Here is a 15558-nt window from a genome sequence, read left to right as displayed (position 1 = left end):
TTAAACACCTCCTAAAACCTTAAGCCAGAAGCTTATGACACTACCTGTACCTACAGCTATTGCAATTGCAACTATAAAAGCTTCACTAGCCTTTATAATTCCACCTAAGTAATCGCCAGCTATAGTATCACGTATAGCATTTGTAATTGCAAGACCAGGAACCAAAATCATTATAGCTCCGATTATAGTTTCATCTATATTCCTTATTAAACCTAGATTTAAAAATAATATTGCAAATGCAGCAGATACTCCAGCGCAAATAGTGTTTATAAAGAATTCATTTAACGACATTTTTGTAAATAATGAGGCTAGATATTTTATAAAGCCACCTATAAAAAAGGCTGCAAGTAAATCCCTAAAGTTTCCCCCAAAAAGTATTGAAAAAAATCCAGCAGCGAGTCCTGAAAACATTAGTGTAACAGGCATAGAATATCTTGCTGTATTATTTATATCATTAAGTTCTTTATCTATTGACTCAAGTGATGGTTTAAAAGCAGCTATCCTTCTTGATAAATCATTTATTCTTTCAATCTTATGTAAGTCAATTCCTCTTAGATTTACTCTTTTAACTATAGAGTAAGTTTGATCGTTATAGCTTAGAGATACCATAATTCCAGTTGGAGTAACAAAGCTATTTGCTTCATCAATTTCATATGCTTCACATATTCTACATATAGTTTCCTCAACTCTGTATATTTCTGCTCCACTTTGAAGCATTATAATACCTGCATATGTGGATAAATGAAGTAATTTATTTACATCCAAAATATCACCACCTCAAAATCAATTACCAAGAGTATTATATCATATATTAAAGAGATTATAATGTTAAAAGAAGTAAAATTATATGAATGGAATATATAAATATGAGAAATAATATTTAGGAAATTTAAGAAAAAAGATTGAAAAATATTGGTTAAGAACTTATAATTTTTATAATTAAAAGAAATTGGGGTGGAAATATGAATTTTGAAAAAATATCAAAAAAAGACGAAGAAATTTATAATTTAATTGAGAAGGAAGTTGAAAGACAAGAAGAGGGGATAGAACTAATTGCATCAGAAAATTTTGCAAGTGAATCAGTTATGGAAGCTATGGGATCATACTTAACAAATAAGTACGCAGAAGGTTATCCAAATAAAAGATATTATGGTGGATGTTATGTAGTTGATGAAATTGAAGAACTTGCAAGAGAAAGAGCAAAAAAATTATTTAATGCAGAGCATGCAAACGTTCAGCCTCATGCCGGATCACAAGCAAATATGGCTGTATACTTTACTGTATTAAATCCAGGAGATACTGTACTTGGAATGGATTTAAGCCATGGAGGACATTTAACTCATGGTTCACCAGTAAATTTCTCAGGTAAATTATTTAACTTTGTTTCATATGGAGTAGATAAAGACACTGAGGTTATAGATTATGATAATGTAAGAAAACTTGCTTTAGAGCATAAGCCTAAAATGATAGTTGCAGGTGCTAGTGCTTATTCAAGAGCGATAGATTTTAAAAGATTTAGAGAGATATGTGATGAAGTAGGAGCTTACTTTATGGTTGACATGGCTCATATTGCAGGTCTTGTTGCAGCAGGGATACACATGTCACCTGTTCCTTATGCTGATTTTGTAACATCAACAACGCATAAGACTTTAAGAGGACCTAGAGGAGGACTAATTCTTTGCAAAGAAAAGTATGCAAAAGATATTGATAAAAATATATTCCCAGGAATGCAAGGTGGCCCATTAATGCATGTTATAGCTGCAAAAGCTGTATGTTTTAATGAGGCATTAGATTCAAGTTTTAAAGAATATATGAATCAAGTTGTTAAGAACTGCAAAGTTTTAGGAGAAGAACTTGTTAATTATGGATTTAAACTTGTATCAGGAGGAACTGATAATCATTTAATATTAGTAGATTTAACTAATAAAGATATAACTGGTAAAGAAGCAGAGCATCTTTTAGATTCAATTGGAATTACATTAAATAAAAATACGGTTCCAAATGAACAAAGAAGTCCATTTGTTACTTCAGGTGTAAGAATAGGAACAGCAGCAGTAACAACTAGAGGATATAAGGAAGAAGATATGAAAGAAATTGCTTCAATAATTAATGAATTAATAGATAAGAGAGAAGAAGGATCTAAAGAGTTAATTGAAAGAGTTAAAAAGTTAAGCTCAAAACATAGAATGTATAAATAAGTTTAAAGTCAGGTAGAATACTACCTGACTTTTTCTTTTCTTAGGTCATTAAATTTTCTTAGCATAGATAGCATATTTCATTTGATATTAAAGGAAGATATAAAATTAATACTTAGTTATACTATCATAGAATAAATTCATGAATATAATAATACTGCAAAATAATTATAAAGAGATAGATATGGGAAAGAAAAAGTTTGAAAAAATATTAAAAAATGCAGAGGTCTTAGATATAGACTTAAATTCTAAAGTTGTATTTATAAGTGATGTTCATAGAGGTGATGGAGGATCTGCTGATTCACTTATAGGCAATAAGAATATATATTTAGCAGCTATAAATTATTATTATAAAGAAGAGTATACTTTAGTTGAGATTGGAGACGGAGATGAGCTATGGAAAAATAAAGACTGTAGAGATATAGCCTATAATTATAAAGATGTATTTAGTATATACAATAGATTCAATAAAGATAAGAGGCTATATATGTTATATGGAAATCATGATAAGATGAAGAAAAATAAAAATTTTAAAATAATTCATAGAAATAGATTTAAAAAAATTGGAGATAACTTTGGAGAAAATTTTTTAAATCTTATAGAAAATATAGAATTTCACGAGGGGCTTGTACTGAATTTTATACCATCAAATAAAAAAGGTATAGTAGCTCATGGACATCAATTAGATTTAATGAATGATGAATTAAGTTGTGTAAGTAGATTTCTAGTAAGATATTTATGGAGATTTTTAGAAGGAGTTGCTGGATTTAAAGCTCCAAATAGCCCAGCAAATAGCTATAAAAAAGGAAGCAAAATTGATAAAGAACTTGGAAAGTGGTCAGATAAGAATAAAATATTATTGATATGTGGACATACACATAAAATTAAATTTCCAAAAGCTGGAGAGGGGCTTTATTTTAATGATGGTTCTTGTGTTCTTCCGAATAGTATAACATCTTTAGAAATTAATAAGGGTCTTATTTCAGTAGTGAAATGGAGTATAGAAGTTGGGAATGAAAATAACTTATATATAAGAAGGAGTTTTTTAGCAGGACCTGAAAGAATTGAAGCTTATTTAAAATTTGTTAAGAAATAAATGTTATAATATAAACAATATCTTATACATTTATTGGAGGAATTATGAAATATATTGATTTACACTGTGATACAGCTTATAGAATGTTAAATGAAAAATTACCATTAGGTAGTAGTATATGCAAGGTTGATGTAGAAAAGCTTAAAAAAGGAGGAGCAATTGCTCAAGTATTTGCCTTTTTCTTAGATTTAGATGAAGTGAGTGATCCATTTGTAGGATTTATGGATATGTACAAAAATTTTATGAAAGAAGTAAATAAAAATAGAGATAGCATAAAAATAGTAAGAAATCTAAAAGAGCTTAAAGAGGTAGAACGAATAGGAAAAGTAGGAGCTTTTTTATCAATAGAAGAAGGTGAAGTTCTAAATGGAGAGATAGATAAGGTTAAAGAAGTTTATGATTTAGGTATAAGAATGATAACATTAACTTGGAATTATGAAAACAGCATAGGATATCCGAATTATAATTTTAAATATAAAGATATGGGTTTGAAAGATAAAGGAATAGAAATGGTTCAAGAAATGGAAAGGGTAGGGATAATACCTGATGCTTCACATTTATCGGATCAAGGATTTTACGACTTAGTAAACCTATGTAAGAAACCTTTTATAGCAACTCATTCTAACTCAAGAAGGATAATGAACCATCCAAGAAACCTAACAGATGATATGATAAAACTTTTAGCAGAAAAAGGCGGTGTTATGGGATTAAATTTCTGTAATGATTTTGTTGGAGAAAATAAAGTAACATCTATTAATGATTTAGTACTGCATGCAAAACATATAAGAAATATAGGTGGAATAGATGTTCTATCATTGGGGAGCGATTTTGATGGAATTGAAAATGAAGTTGAAATAAAAGATACAAGTGAAATGAATAAACTGGCTAACTATCTTGAAAAAGAAGGGTTTAGTTATTATGAAATAGAAAAGATATTTTATAAAAATATAATTAGAGTACTAAAGGAATGCAGTAAGGAGTAATTAAATGAGCAAATTATTAGGGAAAGTAGCAATTGTTACAGGGGGATCTAGAGGTATAGGAAGAGATATAGCAATAGAGCTTGCAAAAAATGGTGCGAATGTTTTAATAAACTATTCAAAGGATGAGGAAGGTGCAAAAAAAACTATAGATATAATAAAGGAATTTGGTGGATATGCTATAAAGGTGAAAGAGGATATCAAAAGTTTTAAAGGTGCAAAAAATGTAGTAGATGCAGCTATAAATAAATTTGGAGCTATTGATATTATAATTAATAATGCAGGAATAAGTAGCTTAGGGCTTTTTATGGATGCAAGTGAGGAAGATATAGATAACCTTATAGGGGTTAATCTTAAAGGGCCCATGTATATAACAAGACATGGTATACCTCATATGATTGGAAGAGGTGGCAATATAATAAATATATCTTCTATGTGGGGAGAGGTTGGAGCATCATGTGAAGTTATATATTCAGCATCAAAAGGAGGACTGAATTTATTTACTAAAGCATTAGCTAAAGAAATGGCACCTTCAAATATAAGAGTAAACTGCATAGCACCAGGAGTAATAGATACTGATATGAATGCATTTTTACAAGGTGAGGAAAGAAAATCTTTAGAGGAAGAAATACCTATGGGGAGATTTGGAAGTGGTAGTGAAATTGCAAAGTGTGTAGTATTTTTATGTACAGATGACTCATCTTATTTAACAGGACAAATAATCAGAATAGATGGGGGATTAATTTAACATACAAAGTATTTAAGGTTTTAATGGGTTATTTATATAAAAACTAATGATACAGTATTTTAAAATTATATTTCTATAAAATAAAAGGGCTGCTTATTAAGCAGTCCTTAATTTATTATTAAAATTATTTATTATATATCTTCTCCAACATCATCAATTTGAGCCTTTTTTAAGAAAAATTCAAATAGTACACCCTTAGGAACATTTCTTAAATCATAGGTAAAGTGATGTAAATCTAGTATATTCTTAACTATTGCAAGCCCAAGTCCTGTACTATTATTTCTTCTACTTCCTGATTTATCAAGTCTATAGAATTTATTAAATAGATTTATATTTTCACCATCAGGTATTGAAGTGCCAGTGTTTAATACTGAAATTCTAAAGTAGTCTTCATTTACAGTATCAATACTTACTATAATATTATTGTTTTCAGGAGTATACTTTATTGCATTAGTAATAACATTAGTAAGAACCTGCTCCATTTTAAATATGTCAGCATTTATATAAGAGTAATCTGTTTTTGGGATGAATTTCATATTTAAATTTCTTTCTTTAGAATCTGGCGTTAATTTATTTACTACTTTGTTTATTAATCTGTTAATATTAAAAACTTCAAAGTGTGGCTTGATTACACCAGACTCAAGCTTTGATAGTTCTAACATATTTGAAACAAGCTTACTCATTTTTTGAGATTCATCAATTATTGTTTCCAAATAAACAAGTTCATCATGGCCTGATACTATTCCATCCTTTATTCCCTCAGCATATCCTTCAATAATTCCAATAGGAGTTTTAAGTTCATGACTTACACTAGCTACAAAATCCTTTCTCATAGTTTCAAGTTTACGTTCTTTTTCAATATCCTGTTCGAGCTTCTTATTCTTTTCTTTTAAATCATCTAAAGAGGATTGTAAATTAGTAGATAAGAAGTTTAAAGTTTTAGCAAGATTTCCTATTTCATCATCTCTATTAGTTTCACATTTCTCTGAAAAATCCATCTTTGACATTTTAGTTGCAACATGATTAATATTTTTAAGAGGATGAGTAACTAAACTAGAGAAGATAGAAGAAATTATCAAACAGATAAACAATATGCCTATAAATATGTAAACATAAAATTCACTTATTACATTACTAGCTTCAATAATTGGTTGAATAGATGATACTGATAATACTATAGAATCATTTTTACTATTAATTGACATAGGAGCCGCAACGCCTATGTTCTTATCAGTGTGATTATTTGTATAAAATGTAGTTGATATTGGCTTATTATTAGTAAATAATTTTAATAGAATATCTTTGCTATCTAATAAAGAAGAGCAAAATTCTGTAAGCATTTCTATATCATCTTTATCATTTTGGAGGTCACTTGATATATATCTAAGTTTACCATCTACTGAGAATATAGCTATCTTTGAATTATTAGTATCTTCAAAATTTTTAAGTGCAGAATACAGCTTTGTTGGATTACTAATTTGAAAAGAATTTTCTAGTGAAAATTGTTCAATTTCATTTGTTAGTGCTTTAGTTTTTTTACGCTCATAAAAATCCTCAAAAATAAATGTTTGAAAAATTAAGGTTAATGCCATAAAAGATACAAGAAAGATAGACGTTATAATAAATAATCTTTTAGATAAAGTTTCTTTCATTATTTCACCTCAAATTTATATCCACTACCACGAACAGTAACTATATAACTAGATTTATTTAATAGTTTTTCACGAAGTCTTTTTATATTTGTATCAACAGTTCTTATATCACCATAATAATCAATTCCCCATACATTATCTAATATAGTATCTCTTGAAAGAGCGATTCCTTCATTAGAAATTAGATATAACAGAAGTTCATATTCCTTTGGAGATAGAGATATTATTTCATTATCTACTTTAACTTCATGAGAAAGTTTATTAATTATAAGACCGTTAAAGTCTTGAGAACTTGAATCAACATCTTTTCTCGTACGTTTTAAAAGAGCTTTACTTTTAGCAACTAAAACTTTTGGACTAAAAGGTTTCGTCATGTAATCATCTGCTCCAAATTCATATCCTTGAAGTTTATCTTCCTCTTCAGCTTTAGCGGTTAAAAGAATAACAGGAACTGATGATACAGAACGTATTTTTTCAAGAAATGTAAATCCATCCATATTTGGCATCATAATATCTAAAATTATTAAATCAATCTTTTCTCTTGAAAAGACTTCTAATCCAATTTCGCCATCCCCAGCTTCATATATATTAAAATTTTCTTTTAAAAAATAGTCTCTAATTAAAAAGCGTATTTTTATTTCATCTTCTACTATAAGTATAGATTTTTTCATGTTGTTTAACCCCCTGTTAAAAAAATACTTAATTACATTATATACAAATATAAAAATATTTAAATAGTTTATAAGGTTTGTATTGTATTATTTCTCAAAACATATTATATTAAAGGTTGTAATTAAATTACAAATAGGAGATGAATATGGTTAAATTAAATTTTGATATAAAAAAGACTATGCTTAAAAATGGTCTTAAAGTAATAACAGTAAAAAAGGACACTAAGATAGCATCTGTTAATGTTGGAGTAGGTATTGGTGCTATGTATGAAGAGTTAAATGAGAAAGGTATTAGTCATTTTATTGAACATATGTTATTTAAGGGGACAAGTTCAAGAACTAATGAAGAATTAAATGAAGAACTTGAATGTTTAGGTGGGGAATATAATGCTTATACAGACTATGATTCAACTGTCTATACAATAAGTTGTTTAGAAGAAGAAATTGAAAATGGAGTGGTATTACTAGGGGATATGTTAGTAAAATCTAATTTTCCATTAGAAGAAATTGAAAAAGAAAGAAGTGTAATACTTGCAGAAATAAGAACTAGTAAAGATGATATAGAAGATTTAAGCTTTAAGAAGACTGATGAAGTAGCATTTGAAAGAAGTCATTTAAGATATGATGTTATAGGTATAGAAGAAAATGTTAATAATTTTATGAGAGAAGATTTATTAGCATTTTACAATGAAAATTATGGTCCTAATAATTCAGTAGTTACAATAGTATCTTCTTTTGAACATGAAAAAGCTCTTAAATTAATAGAAAATAGCTTTGGAAAGTGGGGAAAAAGTAATTTTAGAAAAAAGAATGTAATTTTAGAGAAGAACAAAAAAGTAGAAGTTACAAGTTATAAAAATGAAATTGAACAAAGCACAATAGTATATCTATATACATTTAATGACTTAAAGAAAGAAGATGAACTTTCTTTAAGAATTTTAAATCATAGATTGGGTGAAAGTGCAAATTCTTTATTATTTAGAGAAGTTAGAGAGAATAGAGGCCTTGCTTATGATATTTTTACACATTTAGATATAAGCAAAGATTCTAAAGTTCTTTATATATATACATCAGTTGGCGATGAGGATGTGGAAGAGGCAAAGGTTGCTATAGATGGCGTTATAAATGATATACATGTAGGGAAGATAAGATTCCAAAATAAGGACTTAGAGATAATGAAGAAAGTTCATAAAACAGCAGTTATATCAACTCTTGAAGATTCAGCAGATCTTTGTAATTATGTACTACATCAAGAACTTGAAGATGAAGATGTATTAGAATTTGTTAAAGATATGGAGAGGATAAATAAAATAGAAAAGAAACAAATTTATGAAGTTGCTTCAAAGGTTTTAAAAGATCCTACAATTCATATTTTAAGAAGAGATAGACAAGGTGAGTAAAGTTGAGTAAAATAACAAAAATAGAAGCTGGTAAAAGAAATAAGGATAGAGCAAATATTTATATAGATGATGAATATGCTTTTTCTGTGAATATGGAAATAGTTTATAAATTTGGGTTAAGAGAAAAGGAAGAAGTTGATAGAGAAAAACTTCTTCAGATATCTATTTTAGAGAATCTATCGAAATGTAAAGAAACAGCTCTTAGAACTGTAGAGAGAAGTTATAAAACTGAAAAAGAAATTAGAGATAAGTTGCTCTTAAAAGAATTTGATGAAGAAACTATAGAAAAAACAGTTGAATTTTTAAAAGAATATGGGTTTATAGATGATTCAAAATTTGTAAGGATGTTTGTTAAAGATCGTATAAAAAATCAAGGTAAAAATAAGATTAAGTATGCATTATTACAAAAAGGTATTAATAAGTATCTAATAGATGAAGTTTTTGGAGAGCTAGACAGAGATGATGAGATTAAACGTGCAATTGAGTTATGTGAAAAAAAATATCTGTCTATAATAAAGAGGGAATCTGATGATTTTAAAATAAAAAATAAGATTACAAGATATTTATTAGGTAGAGGGTATGATTATGATATAGCAAAAGAGTGTATTGGAGAGGTTTATTTAAAGTATAAAGGAGAATAATATGAACTTCAATTTAGCACAAATAATCATTTTTATAATAATGGCTTTTATGCTTATAACAAGCATAAAAAATTCTATGATAAGTAGAAATTTAGATGAAGTAATAACAGCCATAATAGGAAGTATAGCAAGTGTATTAAGTTTTTTTGTGATATTCACATTTTATAATTTTTTTAATAGTAAAGTGAATGAATTTTTATTAAAGATAAGTCCAGAGCAAACACTTAATGGATTAATAAAAGTATTAATATTTATTATAATATTTTTTGTTGTTAAGTGGATTATTTATGTAGTGCTTAAGCTCATTAATTCAATTTTTGATTTTAATTTCAATGAAGGAGGAGCAGTAAGTGGATTTTTACTCTTTGTACTTAGTACTGTACTTGGAATTATAAGAGGAGTATTAGTTGTATTATGTATTTTAATTGCAGTTGTAACTTATAATGGATGTGTATCGCCGAGAGAGCAGATAGATACTTTTTCAAATTTAAACATGTACAATAAACTTACAAGACTTATTGATGAGCAGAAGATTGGTAAAATAAAAAGCGGACTTGTAGAGGATATATCAAAGTCTACTATTATATATTATAATGGTGTAACTCTAGAACAGGGAATAAAATCAAATAGTGAAATAGATAAAAAAGCAAAAGAAATAACAGCAGGAGATAAAACTGATAGAGAAAAAGCAAAATCAATATATAAGTGGGTGGGAAGTAATATAAGGTATGATTACAATAAAGCTGATATGGTAATGAGTAATAGCAATGTTAAAAATAGTGGAGCTATACCTGCCTTTAAAGAGAGGGAAGGTATATGTTTTGATTATGCTTGCCTGTATGTAGCAATGTGTAGAGCTATAGGATTAAATGTTAGAATGGTTATGGGTGATGCTTATAATGGAGAAGAATATATAAGCCATGCATGGAATGAAGTTTATCTTAAGGACGAAAATAAATGGATTAAAGTAGATCCAACATTCTATATTGCAGGAAATTACTTTGATAACAAGAATTTTGATAAAGATCACAGACAAAAAAATATTGCTGGAGAATGGTAATATAAAAAAAGATTAGCATAAGTTTATGCTAATCTTTTTTTAATTTAGAAAGGATTAAATTAATGGCTTTTTCGCAATCTTTATCTTTATTATCTAAAGCCCAAGACATATTAAAATATATTAAAGCTTTATTATTATTTTCTTGCATAGCATAACAATAACCAAGATTAAAAAAGTATTTGCTATCTCTCTGAAGATTAAGAGCTTCTTTTAACATAGTTATTGCTTCACTGTAGTTTTTTAGTTTAATAAAACAAACTCCTGAATTGTAATAAGAGCAAGCTTCATTTTCTTTGTACTCTACTGCTTTTTTATAAAATTGTATTGCTTTCTCATATTCCTTAGTATTATATAATCTATTTGCTTCACTAAAGTAATTCATATTTCCTCCTTAAGAAAAACAAAGTTTTTTCTAAGGTTAAATAAGATAAGTTATATTAACCTTAAATAGAAAAAAATCTTTACATTAACAGTATGTACATAGATTTTATAATATATTCTCATTTTACCAAAAATATACTAAAATCTTAAAAAATATTAAACGTAATCTTAAATTTTCAATAATTAGAACTATAATTTTGTATAAAATGTTGATTTGATAGTAAGTTAATATATAATACATATATAGGTGTTTTATTTAAAATGAAATAAGTAGGTGTAAAATTAATGAACAATTATAAATTGGGGTTAGATGTAGGATCAACTACGGTAAAATTAGTAATGCTAAATAGTAGTGATGCTATTGTATATTCTGAGTATAGAAGACATTACTCAGACATAAAGAATACTATAATTGGGCTAATGAAAGAGTGTTATGAGAAAATAGGAAATAGAAAGGTTACAGTAACTATTACAGGATCAGGAGGGCTTTCAGTTTCTGAATGGCTTAATGTTAAGTTTGTTCAAGAAGTTATAGCTTGTACTGAGACTATTGAGAATATTATTCCTCAAACTGATGTCGCAATTGAACTTGGTGGGGAAGATGCTAAAATCACTTATTTAAAAGGTGGAATAGAGCAAAGAATGAATGGGACTTGTGCTGGTGGTACAGGAGCATTTATAGATCAAATGGCAGCATTATTAAATACTGATGCGTCAGGACTTAATAATCTTGCAAAAGAACACTCAGTAATATATCCAATAGCCTCAAGATGTGGAGTGTTTGCTAAGACTGATGTTCAACCTCTTATAAATGAGGGAGCAAAAAAAGAAGATATAGCAGCTTCAGTACTTCAAGCGGTAGTAAACCAAACTATTGGAGGGTTAGCTTGTGGTAAGCCAATAAGAGGAAATGTTGCTTTCTTAGGGGGACCACTATACTTCTTATCAGAACTTAGAAATAGATTTATTGAAACTTTAGGACTTACAAAAAACGAAATAATATTTCCAGATAATTCACAGTTATTTGTTGCGATGGGTGCGGCACTTTTATCAAGTGAAGAAGCTTCAGTTTCATTTAAGGAGTTAATAGATAAGGTTAATAAAATAGGCGATGCTAAAGATGATGCTATAGAAAGATTACCTTCTTTATTCGAAGGTAAAGAAGATTATAAAACATTTAAAGATAGACATGATAAGGCAAAAGCTAAAAGAGCAGAATTAAAAGATACTAAAGGAAAAGTGTTTTTAGGAATTGATGCTGGATCTACAACAACTAAAGTTGTATTAATTAATGAAAGTGGAGAAATAGTATATTCATTTTATGGAAGTAATGAAGGGAATCCTCTAAAAACAATAGTTAATATAATGAATGATGTTTACGATAATATTCCAAAGGGAGTAGAAATCGCAAAAGCTACAGTAACTGGATATGGAGAAGCATTAATTAAATCAGCTCTTCATATGGATCTTGGTGAAATAGAGACAATTGCTCACTATAAAGCTGCTGAATACTTCTTACCTGGAGTAGATTTTATTCTTGATATTGGTGGTCAAGACATGAAGTGTCTAAAGATTAAAGGTGGAGTAATTGACAGTATACTTTTAAATGAAGCATGTTCATCAGGATGTGGATCATTTATTGAAACCTTTGGTAAGTCCCTTGGAATGGAAGTACAAGAGTTTGCAAAGGCTGCATTATTCTCTAATTCACCAGTTGATTTAGGATCAAGATGTACAGTTTTTATGAACTCAAGGGTTAAACAGTCTCAAAAAGAAGGAGCTTCTGTTGGAGATATATCAGCAGGACTTTCATACTCAGTAATCAAAAATGCTTTATATAAAGTTATAAAGATTAGAGATGAGAAAGAAATGGGAGAAAAAATTATAGTTCAAGGTGGTACCTTCTATAATGATGCTGTTTTAAGAAGTTTTGAAAAGATATCAGGAAGAGAAGTTGTAAGACCCGATATTGCAGGACTTATGGGAGCCTTTGGAGCTGCTTTAATTTCAAAGGAGAGGTATGTAGAAGGAGAGAAATCTTCAATATTACCAAAAGAACAAGTTAAAGATTTTAAGATGACTTCAGAATTTAGAAGATGTGGACTTTGTGGAAATAATTGTCTTCTTACTGAAAATACATTCTCTACAAATGAGAAATTTATTTCAGGAAATAGATGTGAAAGACCACTTGGAATACACATTAATAAAGAGGAAGTTCCAAATCTTTATAAATATAAATTTAAAAGAACGTTTGGGTATAAGCCATTAAAGAAAGAAGATGCTAAAAGAGGAACAATTGGAATTCCTAGAGTTTTAAATATGTATGAAAATTATCCATTATGGTTTACATTATTTACAGAGCTAGGATTTAGAGTTGTATCTTCACCAGTTTCATCTAAAAAGCTTTATGAAAAAGGTATTGATACTATACCTTCAGAATCAGCGTGTTATCCAGCTAAACTTGTACATGGACATATAATGGCTTTAATAGAAAATGGAGTAGATACAATATTCTATCCATGTATACCATATGAAAAGAAAGAATTTAGTGATTCAACAAATCATTATAATTGTCCAATGGTTACTTCATATCCAGAGGTAATTAAAAATAATATGGATGTTCTTTTAGAAAAAAATATAAAATATATAGCACCATTCTTCTCTTTAGATGATGAGAAGGTATTAGCTAAGAGAATAGTTGAAGAATTTAAAGATTTTGGAATAACTATTAAAGAAGCTAGGGATGCTGTAACTAAAGCATATATTGAAAGAGAAAATTATAGAAATGATATAAAAAATAAAGGAAGAGAAGTTGTAGAATACCTTAAGAAGACTAATAAAAAAGGTATAGTATTAACAGGAAGACCATATCATATAGATCCAGAAATAAACCATGGAATTCCTGATGTTATAACTTCATTTGGAATGGCAGTATTAACAGAAGATAGTATTGCAGATTTAGGTGAATTACATGCTCCTCTTAGAGTTGTAGATCAATGGACATATCATGGAAGACTTTATAGAGCGGCAGCTTATGTTAGAGACTCTGAAGTTCTTGAAATGATTCAACTTAATTCATTTGGTTGTGGATTAGATGCTGTTACTACAGATCAAGTAAATGAGATTCTTGAAGAGAAGGGTAAGATATATACTGTTCTTAAAATAGATGAGGGTAATAATTTAGGAGCTGCTAAAATAAGAATAAGATCATTAAAAGCAGCAATTGAAGAGAGAGATAGAAATAATTATAAGCCTGTAGTTAAGAATATAGCTTATGAGAACCCTGTATTTACTAAAGAAATGAAAAACAATCATACAATATTGTGTCCACAAATGTCACCAATACATTTTGATGTATTAGAGGAAGCTGTAAAGGCTGCTGGATATAATATAGAGATACTTCCATCTAGTGATCCGGGTGCAGTTGAAGAGGGATTAAAATATGTTAATAATGATGCCTGTTATCCTTCAATAATAGTAATTGGGCAAATTATAAAGGCTTTAAAATCAGGTAAGTATGATTTAAATAATACATCAGTTATAATTTCTCAAACTGGTGGAGGGTGTAGAGCAACAAATTATATTGGATTCTTAAAGCTTGCAATGAAAAATGCTGGGTTTAACAATGTTCCAATTCTTTCATTAAATGCAGTAGGACTTGAAAAACAACCAGGATTTAAAATAACGTTAAAGCTTATAAAGAGAGCATTAATGGCACTTGTATATGGTGATTTATTTATGAGAGTCTTATATAGAACAAGACCTTATGAAAAGATTAAAGGGTCTGCTAATATGCTTTATGAAAAGTGGAATAAGATAGCAAAAGAGAATGTTAGAAATGGAAGTAAGAGAGAGTTTAATAGAAATATCAAAGATCTTATAAGAGAGTTTGATGAGTTAGAATTATTAGATATCAAGAAGCCAAGAGTTGGTGTTGTTGGTGAGATATTAGTTAAATATCACCCAACTGCAAATAATGATATTGTTAGTCTTTTAGAAAGTGAAGGAGTAGAAGCTGTTGTGCCTGATCTTTTAGACTTCTTCTTCTACTCAGCATATGATAGTGACTTTAAGCATAAATATTTAGCATTTAGTAGAACTTCAAGAGATTTAAGCATGCTTGCTATGAAGTATATGGAAAGCTATAGAAAAACAATGAATGAAGCATTAGAGAAGAGTGATAGATTTGAGGCTCCAAAAAATATTAAACATCTTGGAAAGATGGCTTCAAAGATACTTTCACTTGGAAATCAAACAGGAGAAGGCTGGTTTTTAACAGCTGAGATGATAGAGCTTATAAAGAGTGGTGCAGATAATATAGTCTGTATGCAGCCATTTGCTTGTTTGCCAAACCATGTTACAGGTAAAGGCATGATGAAAGCACTTAAAAAGAATTATCCAGCTGCTAATATAGTGGCTGTGGATTATGACCCAGGTGCTTCAGTTGTAAATCAAGTTAATAGAATTAAGCTTATGCTATCAGTTGCATTTAAGAAAGTAAAAGAAGAAGAAAATAAAATAGAGAGAGATGTTGTGGAAATCTTTGAAGAGCCACAACAATCATTTGAAGAAGCAAGTGCAACTCTTCATCAATAAATTTATATTAATAATTTGACAAAAAAGGATTATTAATATAAGATAATATTTAAATAATATAATAAAAGCAATGAGAAAGAGGAGTAAAAATAGTAAATATCAAAGAGAGAAGGGAAAAGGTGAGAGCCCTTTATATGA

Annotated in this window: 12 protein-coding genes and 1 other annotated feature (1 of these 13 cut by a window edge); of the genes, 8 read left to right on the top strand and 4 right to left on the bottom strand. The window is 28.6% G+C overall.

Going from position 1 to position 15558, the window contains the following annotated elements:
* The gene (locus tag K5V21_RS05645) at positions 1-765 is read right to left on the bottom strand and encodes a threonine/serine exporter family protein (RefSeq protein ID WP_221859848.1); all 765 of its coding nucleotides are present in this window, start codon (positions 763-765) and stop codon (positions 1-3) included.
* 197 nt (positions 766-962) lie between these two features.
* On the opposite strand from K5V21_RS05645, the gene K5V21_RS05640 reads away from it, so the two are divergent.
* From K5V21_RS05640 to ymfI, 4 genes are all read left to right on the top strand, one after another.
* Positions 963-2198 (top strand): serine hydroxymethyltransferase, encoded by a 1236-nt coding sequence (locus K5V21_RS05640; RefSeq protein WP_221859845.1) that lies wholly within the window; start codon positions 963-965, stop codon positions 2196-2198.
* A 181-nt stretch (positions 2199-2379) separates the two neighbouring features.
* On the top strand, positions 2380-3291 hold the full coding sequence (locus K5V21_RS05635) for a metallophosphoesterase (RefSeq protein WP_221859843.1): 912 nt from the start codon (positions 2380-2382) through the stop codon (positions 3289-3291).
* Between the two features lie 44 nt (positions 3292-3335).
* Complete coding sequence (locus K5V21_RS05630) at positions 3336-4274, top strand: dipeptidase (RefSeq protein WP_221859841.1); 939 nt, start codon at positions 3336-3338, stop codon at positions 4272-4274.
* Between the two features lie 4 nt (positions 4275-4278).
* Complete coding sequence (ymfI, locus tag K5V21_RS05625; RefSeq protein WP_221859838.1) at positions 4279-5019, top strand: elongation factor P 5-aminopentanone reductase; 741 nt, start codon at positions 4279-4281, stop codon at positions 5017-5019.
* Between the two features lie 131 nt (positions 5020-5150).
* Here the strand turns inward: ymfI and K5V21_RS05620 are convergent, their stop codons facing one another.
* Complete coding sequence (locus K5V21_RS05620) at positions 5151-6671, bottom strand: HAMP domain-containing sensor histidine kinase (RefSeq protein ID WP_221859836.1); 1521 nt, start codon at positions 6669-6671, stop codon at positions 5151-5153.
* Positions 6671-7342 (bottom strand): response regulator transcription factor, encoded by a 672-nt coding sequence (locus tag K5V21_RS05615; protein ID WP_221859834.1) that lies wholly within the window; start codon positions 7340-7342, stop codon positions 6671-6673. The genes K5V21_RS05620 and K5V21_RS05615 overlap by 1 nt, the downstream gene beginning before the upstream one ends.
* 146 nt (positions 7343-7488) lie before the next feature.
* On the opposite strand from K5V21_RS05615, the gene K5V21_RS05610 reads away from it, so the two are divergent.
* The 3 genes from K5V21_RS05610 to K5V21_RS05600 are packed head-to-tail and all read left to right on the top strand — an operon-like array spanning position 7489 to position 10443.
* Entirely contained in the window at positions 7489-8742 is a 1254-nt protein-coding gene (locus K5V21_RS05610; RefSeq protein ID WP_221859832.1) for a M16 family metallopeptidase, read from the top strand.
* A 2-nt stretch (positions 8743-8744) separates the two neighbouring features.
* Entirely contained in the window at positions 8745-9383 is a 639-nt protein-coding gene (gene recX, locus K5V21_RS05605) for a recombination regulator RecX (RefSeq protein WP_221859830.1), read from the top strand.
* Position 9384: 1 nt separating this feature from the next.
* Entirely contained in the window at positions 9385-10443 is a 1059-nt protein-coding gene (locus K5V21_RS05600; RefSeq protein WP_245000653.1) for a transglutaminase domain-containing protein, read from the top strand.
* A gap of 28 nt (positions 10444-10471) precedes the next feature.
* Here the strand turns inward: K5V21_RS05600 and K5V21_RS05595 are convergent, their stop codons facing one another.
* Positions 10472-10825, bottom strand: a complete 354-nt coding sequence (locus tag K5V21_RS05595; RefSeq protein WP_204594279.1) for a tetratricopeptide repeat protein — start codon at positions 10823-10825, stop codon at positions 10472-10474.
* 284 nt (positions 10826-11109) lie between these two features.
* Here K5V21_RS05595 and K5V21_RS05590 point away from each other — a divergent pair, with 284 nt between their 5' ends.
* Positions 11110-15420, top strand: coding sequence for a 2-hydroxyacyl-CoA dehydratase (locus K5V21_RS05590; protein WP_221859828.1), 4311 nt, complete (start codon positions 11110-11112; stop codon positions 15418-15420).
* 61 nt (positions 15421-15481) lie between these two features.
* Positions 15482-15558 (top strand) — a binding site (T-box leader) (it continues 152 nt past the right edge of the window).

The organism is Clostridium sardiniense, from assembly GCF_019753795.1.
Classification (GTDB): domain Bacteria; phylum Bacillota; class Clostridia; order Clostridiales; family Clostridiaceae; genus Clostridium; species Clostridium sardiniense.
Note: the sequence above shows the minus strand (reverse complement) of the source record. Positions and strands in the feature narration are given on the sequence as shown.

Bases quoted from the DNA above. Each gene is read 5' to 3' on its own strand.
- K5V21_RS05640 (WP_221859845.1), top strand. From the start codon at position 963: ATGAATTTTGAAAAAATATCAAAAAAAGACGAAGAAATTTATAATTTA.
- K5V21_RS05635 (WP_221859843.1), top strand. From the start codon at position 2,380: ATGGGAAAGAAAAAGTTTGAAAAAATATTAAAAAATGCAGAGGTCTTA.
- K5V21_RS05630 (WP_221859841.1), top strand. From the start codon at position 3,336: ATGAAATATATTGATTTACACTGTGATACAGCTTATAGAATGTTAAAT.
- ymfI (WP_221859838.1), top strand. From the start codon at position 4,279: ATGAGCAAATTATTAGGGAAAGTAGCAATTGTTACAGGGGGATCTAGA.
- K5V21_RS05620 (WP_221859836.1), bottom strand. From the start codon at position 6,671: ATGAAAGAAACTTTATCTAAAAGATTATTTATTATAACGTCTATCTTT.
- K5V21_RS05615 (WP_221859834.1), bottom strand. From the start codon at position 7,342: ATGAAAAAATCTATACTTATAGTAGAAGATGAAATAAAAATACGCTTT.
- K5V21_RS05610 (WP_221859832.1), top strand. From the start codon at position 7,489: ATGGTTAAATTAAATTTTGATATAAAAAAGACTATGCTTAAAAATGGT.
- K5V21_RS05600 (WP_245000653.1), top strand. From the start codon at position 9,385: ATGAACTTCAATTTAGCACAAATAATCATTTTTATAATAATGGCTTTT.
- K5V21_RS05595 (WP_204594279.1), bottom strand. From the start codon at position 10,825: ATGAATTACTTTAGTGAAGCAAATAGATTATATAATACTAAGGAATAT.
- K5V21_RS05590 (WP_221859828.1), top strand. From the start codon at position 11,110: ATGAACAATTATAAATTGGGGTTAGATGTAGGATCAACTACGGTAAAA.